The organism is Solimonas sp. SE-A11 (assembly GCF_030345715.1).
GTDB lineage: Bacteria > Pseudomonadota > Gammaproteobacteria > Nevskiales > Nevskiaceae > Solimonas_A.
The window spans coordinates 708143-723118 of record NZ_JAUASX010000001.1 but is presented as its reverse complement, the minus strand read 5'-3'; the positions used below and the strand labels follow the sequence as shown (position 1 = coordinate 723118).

At 67.9% G+C, this 14976-nt stretch carries 16 protein-coding genes and 1 pseudogene; 9 read left to right on the top strand and 8 right to left on the bottom strand.

What is annotated here, in order from left to right; genetic code table 11:
* Positions 1-102: pseudogene (locus QT386_RS23330) on the top strand (IS110 family transposase); the annotation flags it as partial.
* Positions 103-117: 15 nt separating this feature from the next.
* Here the strand turns inward: QT386_RS23330 and QT386_RS03515 are convergent.
* From QT386_RS03515 to QT386_RS03500, 4 genes are all read right to left on the bottom strand, one after another.
* A complete protein-coding gene (locus QT386_RS03515; RefSeq protein ID WP_289272354.1) occupies positions 118-477 on the bottom strand; it encodes a hypothetical protein in 360 nt (119 codons plus the stop codon).
* A gap of 105 nt (positions 478-582) precedes the next feature.
* Complete coding sequence (locus QT386_RS03510) at positions 583-1053, bottom strand: hypothetical protein (protein ID WP_289272353.1); 471 nt, start codon at positions 1051-1053, stop codon at positions 583-585.
* Positions 1050-2453, bottom strand: coding sequence for a deoxyribodipyrimidine photo-lyase (locus tag QT386_RS03505; RefSeq protein ID WP_289272352.1), 1404 nt, complete (start codon positions 2451-2453; stop codon positions 1050-1052). The genes QT386_RS03510 and QT386_RS03505 overlap by 4 nt, the downstream gene beginning before the upstream one ends.
* Positions 2450-2965 (bottom strand): hypothetical protein, encoded by a 516-nt coding sequence (locus tag QT386_RS03500; RefSeq protein ID WP_289272351.1) that lies wholly within the window; start codon positions 2963-2965, stop codon positions 2450-2452. Before QT386_RS03500 ends, QT386_RS03505 begins: the two co-directional genes overlap by 4 nt.
* Before the next feature lie 50 nt (positions 2966-3015).
* Between QT386_RS03500 and QT386_RS03495 the strand changes: the two genes are divergently transcribed.
* From QT386_RS03495 to hisD, 6 genes are read left to right on the top strand one after another with little or no spacing between them, the layout of a single operon-like run.
* Complete coding sequence (locus QT386_RS03495; RefSeq protein WP_289272350.1) at positions 3016-3942, top strand: ABC transporter ATP-binding protein; 927 nt, start codon at positions 3016-3018, stop codon at positions 3940-3942.
* Positions 3939-4706 carry an ABC transporter permease gene (locus tag QT386_RS03490; RefSeq protein WP_289272349.1) on the top strand — a complete coding sequence of 256 codons (768 nt, stop codon included), beginning with the start codon at positions 3939-3941 and terminating at the stop codon, positions 4704-4706. The genes QT386_RS03495 and QT386_RS03490 overlap by 4 nt, the downstream gene beginning before the upstream one ends.
* Positions 4707-4716: 10 nt before the next feature.
* Positions 4717-4935, top strand: coding sequence for a BolA family protein (locus tag QT386_RS03485; RefSeq protein WP_104230270.1), 219 nt, complete (start codon positions 4717-4719; stop codon positions 4933-4935).
* A complete protein-coding gene (gene murA, locus QT386_RS03480; RefSeq protein ID WP_289272348.1) occupies positions 4935-6191 on the top strand; it encodes a UDP-N-acetylglucosamine 1-carboxyvinyltransferase in 1257 nt (418 codons plus the stop codon). Before QT386_RS03485 ends, murA begins: the two co-directional genes overlap by 1 nt.
* Before the next feature lie 5 nt (positions 6192-6196).
* Entirely contained in the window at positions 6197-6826 is a 630-nt protein-coding gene (gene hisG, locus QT386_RS03475; protein WP_289272347.1) for an ATP phosphoribosyltransferase, read from the top strand.
* Positions 6823-8118: a histidinol dehydrogenase gene (gene hisD, locus QT386_RS03470; protein ID WP_289272346.1), complete on the top strand. Its 1296-nt coding sequence runs from the start codon at positions 6823-6825 to the stop codon at positions 8116-8118. Before hisG ends, hisD begins: the two co-directional genes overlap by 4 nt.
* Before the next feature lie 174 nt (positions 8119-8292).
* On the opposite strand, the gene QT386_RS03465 is transcribed toward hisD, so the two are convergent.
* The 4 genes from QT386_RS03465 to QT386_RS03450 all read right to left on the bottom strand — a co-directional run bounded on the left by QT386_RS03465 (position 8293) and on the right by QT386_RS03450 (position 12264).
* Complete coding sequence (locus QT386_RS03465) at positions 8293-9501, bottom strand: acyl-CoA dehydrogenase family protein (RefSeq protein WP_289272345.1); 1209 nt, start codon at positions 9499-9501, stop codon at positions 8293-8295.
* A 19-nt stretch (positions 9502-9520) separates the two neighbouring features.
* Positions 9521-10819, bottom strand: coding sequence for an acyl-CoA dehydrogenase family protein (locus tag QT386_RS03460; protein ID WP_367401381.1), 1299 nt, complete (start codon positions 10817-10819; stop codon positions 9521-9523).
* A 49-nt stretch (positions 10820-10868) separates the two neighbouring features.
* Complete coding sequence (locus QT386_RS03455; protein ID WP_289272343.1) at positions 10869-11366, bottom strand: hypothetical protein; 498 nt, start codon at positions 11364-11366, stop codon at positions 10869-10871.
* 193 nt (positions 11367-11559) lie between these two features.
* Entirely contained in the window at positions 11560-12264 is a 705-nt protein-coding gene (locus QT386_RS03450; protein WP_289272342.1) for a Crp/Fnr family transcriptional regulator, read from the bottom strand.
* Positions 12265-12335: 71 nt separating this feature from the next.
* Here QT386_RS03450 and QT386_RS03445 point away from each other — a divergent pair, with 71 nt between their 5' ends.
* Together QT386_RS03445 and QT386_RS03440 are read left to right on the top strand one after the other, a co-directional pair.
* Positions 12336-14075 carry an AMP-binding protein gene (locus QT386_RS03445; protein ID WP_289272341.1) on the top strand — a complete coding sequence of 580 codons (1740 nt, stop codon included), beginning with the start codon at positions 12336-12338 and terminating at the stop codon, positions 14073-14075.
* A 21-nt stretch (positions 14076-14096) separates the two neighbouring features.
* Positions 14097-14975, top strand: coding sequence for a MaoC/PaaZ C-terminal domain-containing protein (locus QT386_RS03440; RefSeq protein WP_289272340.1), 879 nt, complete (start codon positions 14097-14099; stop codon positions 14973-14975).
* The last annotated feature ends 1 nt before the right edge of the window (position 14976 follow it).

The window sequence follows — 14976 nt, the reverse complement described above, 5'->3', positions numbered from 1 at the left end:
CCCAAGCTGATCATCGGCGCCATGATGCGAAAGCTTGCCCATGTCGCCTACGGTGTACTGCAATCCGGCAAAACCTTCGATCCAGCACTCCACGGGGCTTGATCGGAATAACAGTATCTACGGTCGCTGCTCTCCCGGATCTATGGCGCGCCATATCGCCTTGCTGACAAAGAGCAAATCCACCCTCTCAGGAATCTCCCAATGCTGAAGTCTGGCGGCATATTGGCCAAGTAGCTTATCTCCACCTCTCTCTTCAAGGCGCTCCGCCACCTCAGCAGCGTCAATGAGATAGGAAAATGCGCGTTTCAAAATCATCGGATCAGGATATTGCACAGAGGATTCAGGATGCTGTACTGAGTCTGCTACGAACTTAAGCAGGGTACTCTCATCGCGAATATCCACTTGCCCTGAGAACAAAGATTCCTTGTAATCTCCCGGAATCCCGAAACAATGGCTCCAAATAGCTACTAAGAGCATTACTAAGATCAAAATCAGAGTATGGCTTCGTCATGGTAAATCCATGTATGCAGTGGGCATAGCAAGCGTAGGGTGGACTAAGCGCAGCGTGCCCACCATCATGAATCAACGCGGCGCCAAACGCTCCGAGTAGCGAATACACCCACCAGCATTCGCAAAGTCATCCAAGGAGCACTCGCCCACCACCCGACTCCGCCCCGCCTCGCAAGCCGCACAGGAATACACCATCACCGGCGGCCGATAGCTCTTCTTGAAATCGGCAAAGCTCATGCCCTGCCCCGCCGTCAGCGCCGACTCGATCCGCAGCAGGCGGATCACACGCAGGTCACCGCGCCCCAACTCAAGCGCCAGCCGCTGTTCCGCCCGCGTGGCGCCGGCTCCGTCGAAATCCTTCCACTCGTCCGCCATCGCCTCGGCGATGAAGACTTCATCCGCCTGGCCGCTGCTGGCGGAGAACAGCCCACCGGATTCGGTCTCGCGCTCGCCTGAAAACTGGAAGTGCGGGAACACCGCGCCGCAACCCTGGCACCGCAGGCGCAGGATCGTACCGGACACCGTCTGCGGCGCGTCGCTCACGCGCTCTTGGCCTTCGCATACGCATCCAGCGCCCGCTGCCGCGACTCCGCCAGGTCCACGATCGCCGGCCGGTGTGCACCCGGCATGTGCAGACGGTCCGTGGGCAGCGCGGCCAGTTCCGGCAGCCAGCGGCGCAGGTACTCGCCCTGCGGGTCGAACTTCTGCGACTGCAGCACCGGGTTGAACACGCGAAAATAGGGCGCGGCATCCGCGCCGCAGCCGGCGGTCCACTGCCAGCCCAGGGTGTTGTTGGGCAGGTCCGCGTCCACCAGCGTGTCCCAGAACCAGCGCGCGCCTTCCTGCCAGGGGATCAGCAGGTTCTTGGTCAGGAACGACGCCACGATCATGCGCACGCGGTTGTGCATGATCCCCGTCACCCACAGCTCGCGCATGCCGGCGTCCACGATCGGCACGCCGGTGCGGCCGCGCTGCCAGGCGGCCAGATCCGCGGCGTATTCCTTCGGCTTGCGCCAGGGGAAGGCGACGAACTTGTCGTACAACGGTTCCGTCGGCGTCTTCGGATAGTGGAACAGCAGGTGGTGGGCAAACTCGCGCCAGCCGATCTCACGCAGGAAGTGCTCGGTGGTGGCGATGCGCCCGCTGCCGCGGTCATCGGCCAGGGCGCGCTGCATGCGCAGCAACACCTGGCGCGGGCCGATGTCGCCGAAATGCAGGTGCGGCGACAGGCTGGAGGTGGCGTCCTGCGCCGGCTGGTCGCGCCGGGCGGAGTAGTCCAGCACGGCGTCCTCGGCGAAGTGCTCCAGGCGCTTGCGGGCACCACCGGCGCCGGGCTGCCAGCGCTCGCCGAAGCCGGTATCCCAGGGGATGGTGGGCAGCAGTTCCAAGGCGTCCAGCGCCAGGCCGGCAGGGCGTGGGCTGGCGGGTTTGAGCCCGGAGGGCACCGGCTCCAGGCGGCCAACCGGCAGCAGGGCCTGGGCAGCCTTCCAGTAAGGAGTGAAGACCCGGTAGGGGTCGCCGCCGCCGGTCTTGATCTGCCAGGGCTCGATCAGCAGGGCGGCGTTGGCGCTTTCCGCGTCCAGGCCGTCGGCACGCAGGGCTTCCTTGATGCGGCTGTCGCGGGCAATCACGGCCGGCTCGTAGAGGCGGTTCCAGTACACCCCGCTGGCGCCGGTCTCCCGAGCCAGCTTGCGCAGTTCGGAGAGGCTGTCGCCGCTGCGAATCACCAGGGGGCAGCCGCGGTTCTCCAGCTCCCCGGCCAGGTCGGCCAGGCTGTGGTGCAGCCACCAGCGGGAGGCCCCACCGGGCGCCCAGGGGTCCTCCTCGTCCGGCGCCCAGATATAGACCGGCACCAGGCGCTCGGCCTCGCGCAGGGCCAGGTGCAGGGCCGGGTTGTCGGCCAGGCGTAGATCGCGGCGAAACCACAGGATGGCGGTTTTCATCGCAGGCTGAATCTCAAGCGGTAGTGGCCGCCATGGGCGGCAAAAGTGACGTCCAGGGGCTCGCCCGGCGCCGGTTCGATCAGTTGGGCCGGCCCCAGCGGCAGGTCGTCGCCGGCCACCCGGGCGAGGGCCTGGTCCATCTCGGCCAGCAACTGGGCCGCCAGGTAGACCCGGGGCTGGTCCTGCAGGCTGGTGAACAGGCGGCGCACGTCCTCCAGGGAGTCCAGCAGGTGGTCCAGGCGATGACCAGGGCCGAAGTCCTGTTCACCGTCCCGCTCCAGCAGCGCGGCCAGTACCAGGCTGTCCGGCGCCCAGTCCGGGTCCACCTGCAGGCGGGCGGCGCGGCGCTTGCCTGGCACCAGATCCTGCCAGTCCGCCCCGGCCAGGGTGAAGGCCCGCAGGCGGCAGTGGCCGGCCCCGCCGGTCACGGCCAGCAGCAGGTAAACCTCGTCCGGGGTCCATTCCGGGCTGTCCTGGAGACAGTGCAGCTGGTCGACGGTCAGCGTCGGCATGGAGCGTTTCGGGGCCCTAGGTTTGGGGGTGGACAGTATAATGAGCGTCTATGCCCTCCTCTCCCCTGCCCGCGGTCGCCATCGCCGGCGTCCGCAAGTCCTACGGCAAGCTCCAGGCCCTGCGCGGAATCGACTTCTCGATCCGCCAAGGGGAATTCTTTGGCCTGCTCGGCCCCAACGGCGCCGGCAAGTCCACCCTGATCAGCATCATCGCCGGCCTGGTCGCCGCCGATGCCGGCTCGATCTCGGTCATGGGCCATGACACGGTCAAGGATTTCCGCGCCGCCCGCCGCAAGCTGGGCGTGGTGCCGCAGGAGCTGGTGTTCGACCCCTTCTTCAAGGTGCGTGACATGCTGCGCATCCAGGCCGGCTACTACGGCTGCGGCAAGGAGTCCTGGCCCTGGATCGACGAGATGCTGGAGCGCCTGGACCTGGCCGACAAGGCCAACTCGCCGATGCGCGCGCTCTCCGGCGGCATGAAGCGCCGCGTGCTGGTGGCCCAGGCCCTGGTGCACAAGCCGCCGGTGGTGATCCTGGACGAGCCCACCGCGGGCGTGGACGTGGAGCTGCGCCGCACGCTCTGGGCCTTCATGACCGACCTGCACCGCAAGGGCACCACCGTGGTGCTGACGACGCATTACCTGGAAGAGGCGCAGGAGCTCTGCGAGCGTATCGCGATCCTCGACCACGGCCAGGTGCAGGTGATCGAGACCACGCAGCAGTTGCTGGCCCGCCACCCCTTCCGCTTCCTGCGGCTGAAGCTGGCGGCCGGCTCGGTGCTGCCCGAGAGCCTGCGCGCCCTGGTGTCCGGCGAGCCCAACGGCGCGGTGGAGCTGAAGCTGGAGACGGCCAGGCACCCCATCGCCTCGGTGCTGGAAACCCTGCGCGCGGCCGGCGTGGTGATCGAGGACGTGCACACGCGCGACCCGGACCTGGAGGATATCTTCGTGGAGCTGACCGGCGGAGACGACGCATGAGCCCGGACCAGATCGGGTTCCAGACGCTCCTGAAGAAGGAGGTCATGAGGTTTTGGTCGGTGCTCGGCCAGACCGTCACTGCACCGGTTATCACCGCGCTGCTCTACCTGCTGGTGTTCGCGCAGGCCATGCAGGGCCGCGCCTCGGTCTACCCGGGCGTGAGCTACACCGAGTTCCTGCTGCCCGGCCTGATCATGATGACGGTGATCCAGAATGCCTTCGCCAACACCTCCTCGTCCCTGATCCAGTCCAAGGTGATGGGCAACCTGGTGTTCCTGCAGATGGCACCGCTGGGTCCCTGGGAGTGGTTCGGCGCCTACGTGACCGCGGCGCTGGTGCGCACCACGCTGGTGGCCTCGGCGATGCTGCTGGTGACGATCCCCTTCGTGCAGCTGCCCATCAACGCGCCGCTTGCGCTGCTGGCAATGTTCCTGGTGTCCTCCGCGAGCCTGGCAGTGCTGGGCCTGATCGCCGGCATCGTCTCGCAGAAGTTCGACCACATTGCCGCGTTCACCAACTTCTTCATCACGCCGCTGAGCTTCCTGTCCGGCGTGTTCTACTCGGTGCACGCGCTGCCGGCCTTCTGGTACCAAGCTTCGCACCTGAATCCCTTCTTCTACATGATCGACGGCTTCCGTTATGGCTTCTTCGGGCAGGCCGACGTGCCGCTGCTGCAGAGCCTGCTGTGGAGCCTCGGATTCCTGCTGGTCGCGTCCACTGTGTGCATGTGGATGCTGAAGACCGGCTACAAGCTCAAGAAGTGACCGCCCCATGATGACCAAAGAAACAATCAAAGCGCTGATCGAAGCCGGCCTGCCCGGTGCCCAGGTAACCGTGCGCGGTGAGGACGGCACCCACTTCGAGGCCGACGTGATCTGCGCCGAATTCGCCGGCAAGCTGCCGCTGGCACAGCACCGCATGGTCTACGCCACGCTGGGCGAGCGCATGGGCCGCGAGATCCACGCGCTGCAGCTCAAGACGAGGGCCGCCTGATGGACAAGCTGCTGATCGAGGGCGGCGCCTGCCTCAAGGGCGAGGTCAGCGCCTCCGGCGCCAAGAACGCTGCGCTGCCGATCCTCTGCGCCTCGCTGCTCAGCGACGAGCCGCTGACGCTTCACAATGTTCCGGCGCTGCAGGACATCAAGACCACCTACAAGCTGCTCAAGCAGATGGGGGTGGAGGTCACGCCGGAGGGCGCCAACAGCGTCACCGTCAACGCGCGGCCGATCACCACGCACATCGCGCCCTATGAGCTGGTCAAGACCATGCGCGCGTCGATCCTCGTGCTCGGCCCGCTGGTGGCGCGCCGTGGCGAGGCCCAGGTGTCCCTGCCCGGCGGCTGCGCCATCGGCGCGCGCCCGGTGAACCTGCACCTGATGGGCCTGGAGGCCATGGGCGCGGAGATCCGCGTGGAAGGCGGCTTCATTTACGCCAAGGCCGCGAAATTGAAGGGTGCCCGCATCATGTTCGACACGGTGACCGTCACCGGCACCGAGAACCTGATGATGGCGGCCGTGCTGGCCGAGGGCGAGACCGTGCTGGAAAACGCCGCCCGCGAACCGGAGGTGGTGGACCTGGCGCGCTGCCTGATCGCCATGGGCGCCAAGATCCGCGGCGCCGGCACCACCACCATCGTGGTACAGGGCGTCAAGGAGCTGAAGCCGGCCGAGCACACGATCCTGCCGGACCGCATCGAGACCGGCACCTTCCTGGCCGGTGCCGCGATGACCCGAGGCCACGTGCGCGTGACGCACACCGACCCCGGCCTGCTCGACGCCGTGCTGGTGAAGCTGCAGCAGGCCGGCGCCTACGTGCGTACCGGCGAGGACTTCATCGAGGTGGACATGCAGGGCCGCCGCGCGCGCGCGGTGACCATCATCACCCATCCGCATCCGGGCTTCCCCACCGACATGCAGGCGCAGTTCATGGCGCTGAACTGCCTGGCGGAAGGCACCGGCGTCATCACCGAGTCGATCTTCGAGAACCGCTTCCAGCATGCGGCGGAACTGCAGCGCATGGGCGCCAGCATCAAGCTGGAGGGCCACACCGCGATCGTCACCGGCAAGGAGACCCTGACCGGCGCCCCGGTGATGGCCACCGACCTGCGCGCCTCGGCGGCGCTGGTGGTGGCCGCGCTGGCCGCCCAGGGCCAGTCCGTGGTCGACCGCATCTACCATCTCGACCGCGGCTACGAGCGCATCGAGGACAAGCTCGCCCAGCTGGGCGGCCGCATTACACGCATCAAATAACCAAGATGACCCAGATCACCATCGCCCTTTCCAAGGGCCGCATCCTGGAAGAATCGCTGCCGCTGCTGGCCAAGCTCGGCCTGGAGCCGGCCGGCGACATCGACCGCCTGCTGCGCGTGCCCTCGCGCGACAAGAACGTCTCCTTCCTGATCATCCGTCCCACCGACGTGCCGACCTACGTCGAGTACGGTGCCGCCGACATGGGTATCACCGGCAAGGACGTACTGATGGAGAACGGCAGCGACGCGCTCTACGAGCCGCTGGACCTCAATATCGCGCGCTGCCGCCTGAGCGTCGCCGCCCGCGTCGGCGCCCAGCCCGGCAACGGCACGCGCCGCCTGCGCGTGGCCACCAAGTACCCCGAGATCGCCCGTCGCCACTTCGCCGCCAAGGGCGAGCAGGTGGAGATCATCAAGCTCTACGGCTCCATGGAGCTGGCGCCGCTGGTCGGCCTGTCCGACGTGATCGTCGACCTGGTCGCCACCGGCAAGACGCTGAAAGCCAACGGCATGGAAGAGACCGAGATCATCTGCCAGGTCAGCTCGCGCATCGTGGTCAACAAGGCGGCCATGAAGATGAAGCACGCCGCGATCCAGGACCTGCTGCGCCGCATCGAAGAGGTGTCGAAGCCGTGATGCAGATCCACCGCCTCGACACCCGCGACGCCGGCTTCGATGCCGCGCTGGGCCAGCTGCTGGACCGCGCGCCGGAGCAGGACGGCGCCGTGCTGTCCGCGGTCGAGAAGATCGTGGCCGACGTGCGTGCGCGCGGCGACGCCGCCGTGCTGGAGCTGACCAACAAGTTCGACCGGCGCAGCGCCGCCAGCATCGTCGAGCTGGAGATCAGCCAGGATCGCCTGCGCCAGGGCTGGGAAGCCCTGCCCGCCGACCTGCGTGCCGCGCTGGAAGAAGCCGCCGTGCGCATCCGCGCCTATGCCGAGCACCAGCGCATCGCGCCCTTCGAGTACACCGACGCCCACGGCAACCGCATGGGCCAGATGGTGACGCCGCTGGACCGCGCCGGACTCTACGTGCCGGGCGGCAAGGCGGCCTATCCCTCGTCCGTGCTGATGAACGCCATCCCGGCCAAGGTCGCCGGCGTGGGCGAAGTCATCATGGTGGTGCCGGCCCCCGGCGGCGAGCTGAACGACGCCGTGCTGGGCGCCGCGCACCTGGCCGGCGTGGACCGCGTGTTCACCGTCGGTGGCGCCCAGGCCGTGGCCGCGCTGGCCTACGGCACCGCGACCATTCCCGCCGTAGACAAGATCGTCGGCCCCGGCAACGCCTACGTCGCCGCCGCCAAGCGCGTCGTCTTCGGCCAGGTCGGCATCGACTCCATCGCCGGCCCTTCCGAGATCGTGGTGATCGGCGACGGCCTCACCGACCCGCGCTGGATCGCCATGGACCTGTTCTCCCAGGCCGAGCACGGAGAGGACTCCGAGGCCATCCTGATCTCGCCCGACCACGCCTACCTCGACCGCGTGGCCCAGGCCATGGAGGATCGCGTCAAGGAACTGCCGCGCGAGAGGATCGTACGCACCTCGATCCGCGACCGCGGCGCGCTCATTGCCGTGCGCGACCTCGCCGAGGCCGCCGCTGTCTCCAACCGCATCGCCCCCGAACATCTGGAATTGTCGGTGGCCGAGCCGCGCGAACTGCTGAAGCAGATCCGCCACGCCGGTGCCGTGTTCCTGGGCCGCCACGCGCCGGAGTCCTTTGGCGACTACTGCGCCGGCCCCAACCACGTGCTGCCCACCTCGCGTGCCGCGCGCTTCTCCAATCCCCTTGGCGTCTACGAGTTCCAGAAGCGCAGCAGCCTCATCGACTGCACGCCGGAAGGCGCGAAGCCGCTGGCGAAGATTGCGGGGCGCATTGCGGATGCGGAAGGCCTGCAGGCGCATGCGCAGAGCGCGCGGGATCGTTCGTAGGTAAGGCGGGCAAGCCCCTCTCCCCTCGCGGGAGAGGGGAAAATGCGTGTGATGTCACACGCCAGCCTCGCCCAAACCGCAGGAAATAAAAAAAGGCGGGCCGGTCAACCCGGCCCGCCCAGTAAGAGGAGGACTCGACGAGGAGAGCCTCCCAGTGCTTCGTGACGGCGCTGCTTACTTCAGCTCCGCCGATGTCTTGCCCAACAGGCGCCGCGCGATGATCAGCAACTGGATCTGCTGCGTGCCCTCGAAGATGTCGAGGATCTTCGAATCGCGCGCCCACTTCTCCAGCAGCTCACCCTCGCCGTATCCCTGGCTGCCGCAGAGCTCCACGCACTTGAGCGCGATATCCACGCAGCTCCTGCCGGCCTTGGCCTTCGCCATGGAGGCCTGCAGGGAATTCGGCTTCCGGTTGTCCGCCATCCACGCTGCCTGCAGCGTCAACAGGCGGGCGGCCTCGTAATCGGCCTCCATCGCCATGAGCTGCGCGGCGGCGGCGGTCTGGACGGACGCCGGCCTGTTGTAGTCAATGACGATACCGGCCGTTTCGAGGATTTTCCTCGTCTCTTCGAGGCAGGCGCGGGCCAGGCCGACGGCCATGGCCGCCACCAGGGGGCGGGTGTTGTCAAAGGTCTGCATGACCCCGGCAAAGCCCTTCTCGATGTTGATCTCGGGGTCGCCCAGCAGGTTGTCCTTGTGCACGCGGCAGTCGCGGAAGGCGAACTGCGCCGTGTCCGATGCGCGGATACCCAGCTTGTGCTCCAGGCGGACCAGTTCCATTCCCGGCGTCCCCTTTTCCACCACGAAGGACTTCACGGCGGCCCGGCCGATGTTCTTGTCCAGCGTGGCCCAGACCACCACCAGGTCCGCGCGCTCGCCGCTGGTGACGTAGATCTTGTCGCCATTCAGCACATAGTAGTCACCGTCCTTGGTCGCCGTGGTGCGGATGGCGGCGGAGTCGGAGCCGCAGTGCGGCTCGGTGATGGCCATGGCGGCCCAGCGGCCGGCGAAGCGCTTGAGCTGCTCGTCATTGGCCACCGAGGCGATGGCGGAGTTGCCCAGGCCCTGGCGCGGCATGGTCAGCAGGAAGCCAACGTCGCCCCAGCACAGCTCCATGGTGCCCAGGGCGGTGGACATGTTGCTGCTGTTGCGGTTGCCCTGGTCCTGCACCGCATCGCGGCGCACGCCGGCCGCACCGGCACCCTCGCCGGCACCGCTGGCGTTCATGCCGTCGAGCAGCGCGCCGAGGATATCCAGCTCCTTCGGATACTCGTGCTCAGCGAGATCGTACTTGCGCGAGTTGGGCCGGAAGATTTCACGGGCCACCTGTTGCGCCTGGGACACCAGGCCGCGGAACTTCTTGGGGTTTTCGAGATTGATCATTGTGTTGTTCCTGGTGGCGTCAGAGGAGCAAACCGCCTTCCATGATCCCCACGGCGCGCAAGTCGCGGTACCAGCGCTCCACCGGATGCTCCTTGACGAAGCCGTGTCCGCCCAGCAGTTGCACGGCATCCGCACCGATCACCGCGCCCTTGTCGGCGCAGAGCCGGCGCGCCAGCGCCGCCTGCTGCACGAAGGGCTTGCCGGCGGCCGCCAGTGCAGCGGCGCGCCAGGTCAGCAGGCGCATGCCCTCGGCCTCGATGGCGATATTGGAGATGTTGAAGGCCACGGCCTGGCGGTGGCTGATCGGCTCGCCGAAGGCCACGCGCTCGTTGCAGTAGGGCACCAGGTAGTCCAGCGCCGCCTGCGCCGTGCCCACCGAGAGTGCGCACCAGGCCAGGCGGCTGCGGGCGACGAAGTTCTCGTAGGAGAAGTCGCCCTCGCCACCACCCAGCAGCGCCGTGGCGCTGAGCTGCACGTTGTCGAAACGCACGCGCGCGGTACCTGCGGCGCGCAGGCCCATGGCCGGCTCGGCGCTGATGCTGATGCCCTTGCTGCCGGACTCGACGATGAACAGGGCCGGGCCGTGCGTGGTGCTGGCGGCCACCAGGAACAGCTCCGCACTGGCCGCCATCGGCACCAGCGACTTCTCGCCGTTCAGCACGTAGCCGCCGGCGTCGGTGCGCCTGGCCGCGGTGGACAGCTTGAAGGGATCGAACAGCGGGCGTGGCTCCAGCACGGCGATGGTCGAGACCGGCGCCCTCTCGTCGGTGAAGGCCGGCAGGTAGGTGGCCTGCTGCTGCGCCGTGCCCCACTCCGCCAGGGCCACGGCCACGCCCACCGGCGCAAGACAGGCCACGGCCATGCCGAGGTCGCCGTGGGCCAGAGCTTCGGCGATCAGCGCATTGGTCACCACCGAGCGCTCGGTGCCGGCCGCGCCGCCCAGCGATTCCGGCACCTGCATGGAGCCGATGCCCAGCTCCGCCGCGGCGGCCAGCACGTCCTTGGGCGTTGCGCAGGCGGTGTCGGCGGCGGACGCGGCCGGGCGGAGCTGCTCGGCGGCAAATCCCGCAACGGTGTCGCGGATCATCTGCTGCTCGTCGCTGGGAGTCAGGTCGAACAGGTCGCCACCGGCAGCGCCGGGGCGCAGCGCCTTGTTCGGGCGCGGCGCGCTCTTGAACTGGCGGCTGACGGTGCCGATCAGGCGAAAGCCGGTGGAGGTCGCGCCGCGGATCACGGCCGTGGCGGCCTTGCGGGTCTTGGGGTCGTCCAGCATCGCCGAACCGCCGAGGCGGTTGAGGATCTTCAGCCCGAAGCCCATCAGGTTCTGGGTAGCGCTCATGTTTTCGTTGTATTCGTGGGGTGAGAAATCAGACGCGATCGGTAGCCGGCAGCGGACGGCCGACGATGGCCTCGCCGGTGCGCTGCAGGAAGTTGTCGACCAGATAGATGAAGCGGCCCTGTATGAAGGGCGGCGCCACCAGGCGGTACATCAGCGGCACCGGCACGTCGCGCAGTTCGCCCTGCATCTCCACGATCAGGCGCGTCTGGCCGCCGAGGTCCTTCAGGCGGAAGCGGCCCTCCAGCGTGGCGTTGCCATGCTTGGGGATCGCGGTCCAGCGGATCTCGCCCTTCTCGGTGTCGATGTCGTACTGCGCCGCATAGCTCACCTCGTGCGAGATGTTGACGATGCGCGAGCCGATCGACTTCATCTCCCACAGGAAGCTGTTCTTCTTGCGCAGCTTGGTCAGCTTGCGCAGGCGCGGGAAGCGGCGGATGGTGCCCTCCACGTCCTTCAGCAGCGGCAGGAGTTGTTCGTAGGGCGCGGGCACGTTGAGGCCGCGCTTGATCTGGATTCCGACTTTCATGGGTCGCAGCGGGTCGATGATGAAGCCCTAGAGTGCAGTGCGCGCGTGCGCCTGACCTTGGCCTGCGGATGCGCCCGCCATGGCGCGGTAGTCAATCTGCCGCTCTATTGCAGTGCAGCATCAATGCCACCCTGCAAAGTGGCCCGCAAACCTCCCACGGCAACGGAACATTGCCGGCGGCCAGCGCCAGGCCTCAGCCCGCGTGCAGTTCCTGCTGGCGCAACAGCGCACGCAGCGCTTCGGGCTGGCGCAGGATCAGCGTGTTGTACTTCATCGCGATCCAGCCTCGGCCTTCCCAGGCCTTGAGCTCCTTGCTGAGGCTCTGGCGCGAGGTCACCAGCATGTCGGCCAGCAACTGCTGCGGCAGGCGCAGGTCGATGCGGATACCCGTCCCCTCCGTCTCGCCGTATTGCGCGGCCAGTTCCAGCAGGCGCTTGGCCAGCCGCGCCGGCAGCGGCAGCGTGGCCAGATCGCCGTAGTAGGACACCGATAGGCGCATGGCGATAGCCAGCCTCCGGGCGAAGTGCCGGTACAGCGTCGGCTCCTGCTCGAGCAGCGCCTCCAGCAGGCGGCGCGGCACCACCCGCACCTGGGCCTCGCCCACGGCCTGGGCGTCGGAGCCATGCGGCTGCCCGTCGAGCAGCGGCACTTCTCCCAGCCAGTCGCCCGGCCCGACATGGGCGATGGTGTACTCGCGAGCTCCGAGCGTGGCGCCCAACCGCAGGCGGCCGCGCTGCACCCGGTAGAACCCCTCCGCCGAATCGCCGACCCGGTAGAGATACTCCGAGGGCTTGAGCAGCCGCGACGAGGCCAGCGCCTCCAGCCGCATCGCCAGGTCCGCGGGCATGTCGCGGAACCAGTAGCTGGGCAGCAGGGCCGGAGTGTCGGTGGGTGTCATGGTGCAGGCATGCGGAGGTAATGAGGATTCTGTCAAAGCCTTGACAGATTTTGCCCCAGGCCAGCCCTACATTGCCGGGCCGGGCCGCGGCCCGCCACTGCCGCAGGAGAAGCACCATTTCCATCGCAGCCACCGAACACGCCCTGCCCGCCGATCACTGCCTGCCGCTGCAATGCATCTGGCGCTGGGAGGAGCACCGCGCGCAGCAGGTCTTCCTGACCCAGCCGGTGGGCGGGCGCGTGCACGAATACACCTGGGCCCGGGCTGTCGGCGAAGCACGCCGCGTCGCCGCCTGGCTGCAGGCGCAGGGCTACGAGCCCGGCTCGCGCATCGCCATCATGTCGAAGAACTGCGCCCACTGGATCATGGCGGACTTCGCGATCTGGATGGCGGGCTACATCTCCGTGCCGCTGTACCCCACGCTGACCGCCGAATCCGTGCGGCAGGTGCTGGAGCACAGCGGCGCGCGCGCGGTGTTCGCCGGCAAGCTCGACGCCTGGGAGACCATGCTGGGCGGCATTCCCGAGGGCGTGCTGCGCATCTCCTTCCCCTACTCGCCGCCCAACGACTTCCCGACCTGGGACCAGATCGTGGCGCGCACGGCGCCGCTGCCGGGACGGCCGACGCGGCCGGCGCCGGACCTGGCGACGATCATGTATACCTCCGGCACCACCGGCAGCCCCAAGGGCGTGATGCACAGCTTCGCCACGCTGGGCTGGATGGGCGACATGGCCGCGCGCAGCAACGGCATCAGCGCCAGCGATCGCATGCTGTCCTACCTGCCGCTGTCGCATGCCGCCGAACGCTCCGCGGTGCAGATGCCGGCGATCCGCACCGGCATGCCGCTGTTCTTCGGCGAGTCGCTCGACACCTTCCTCGCCGACCTGCGCCGCGCACGCCCCACTATCTTCATCTCGGTCCCGCGTCTGTGGGTGAAGTTCCAGCAGGGCGTCAGCAGCAAGCTGCCGGAACCGCGGCTGCGTCGCCTGCTGCGCGTGCCCGTACTGGGGCGTGTGCTGCGCCGCAAGGTACTGGGCCAGTTGGGCCTGGACTCGGTGCGCATGGCCGGCAGCGGCGCGGCGCCGCTGCCCGAGGGCACCATGAACTGGTATCGCGCCCTGGGCCTGGAACTGCTGGAGGGCTACGGCATGACCGAGTTCTTCGGCCTGACCCACATGTGCCGGCCCGGGCAGGTCCGCGTTGGCTACGTCGGCCAGGTGATGGAAGACGTGGAATGCCGCCTGTCGCGTGAGGGCGAAGTGCTGGTGCGCAGCCCCGGCAACACGCTCGGCTACTACTTGGATGAGGAGAAGACCCGCGAGCTGTTCACCGACGACGGCTACATCCGCACCGGCGACAAGGGCGCCATCGACGAGCAGGGCCGCCTGCGCATCACCGGGCGCCTGAAGGAGCTGTTCAAGACCGCCAAGGGCAAGTTCGTGGCACCGGCCCCGATCGAGAACCGCCTCACCGAATTCGCCGACGTGGAAGCCTGCTGCGTCACCGGCGGCGCCTACCAGGGCCAGCCCTGCGCGCTGCTGATGCTCTCACCGGAAGCACGCCAGCGCGCAGCCGATCCGCAGGCGCGTGCGCAGATGGGCCGCGACCTGGCCCAGCACCTGGAAGCGACCAACGCCCGCCTGGACGACCACGAACGACTGGACTTCGTTACCGTAGTTGCGGAGGAGTGGAACATCGACAACGGCTTCCTGACGCCCACTCTCAAGATCAAGCGCAATATCATCGAGGACATATATGGACCGCGGCTGGACGGCTGGTATGCCCAGCGCAAGCCGGTGGTCTGGGCATGACTGATTGATTAAGGACCCCACATGAGCACCGATGTCCCGCTGTCGCTCGCCCGCGAGCAGATCCCTACGCTGGTGACCTCCTTCGGCGTCGCCCTGCGCTCCATGAGCCCGTTGACGCGCCCCAGCCGCCTGCCGGACACCCCGCGCACGCTCACGGCGCGCTTCGCCGCGCCCTCGCAGCGCCTGGTGGACCACTACGCCGCCTGGTCGGGAGCGCCGCCGGCACGCTACCGCGACAGCCTGCCGCCGCATTTCTGCAGCCACTGGGCCTTCTCCATGCTGGCCCGCGTTGGCGGCCAGGCGCCCTACAACGTCACCGAAATCCTCAACCAGGGCCTGCGCCTGCAACTGAAGGCACCACTGCCGCGCGGCGAGGACCTGCTGCTGCGCGGGCATCTCGAAGACGTATCGGAAGACGCGCAGCGCGTGCGTATCCACACGCGCATCCTCGCCGGCTGGGCGCAGCAGCCCGAGGCGGTGATCGTGGACAGCTACGCCACCATCCCCAAGCGCGGCGCCGCCAAGTCCAAGCCCGCGGCGCGGGTGGAGCCGGAATACCAGACCATCGGCGAGTGGTCCGTCGGCACCGACGACGGCCTCAAGTTCGGCCTGCTGACCGGCGACTTCAACCCCATCCACACCTTCTGGCCGCTGGCGCGGCGCTCCAAGTTCCGCGGCTGCATCCTGCATGGCTTCGGCATGGTGGCGCGCACCTGGGAAAAGCTGGCCGATGCGGAACAGCATATCGCCGACATCGACCTGCGCTTCATCCGCCCGCTGCCGTTGCCCCGCGAGGGCCTGCAGGTGCAACTGGCGGCGCCGGATGCAGATGGCCGCCGCGCGTTCCGCCTGCAGGGCCGCGACGGCTCCGTCCACCTCGCCGGCAGCTTTACCGGCTAAA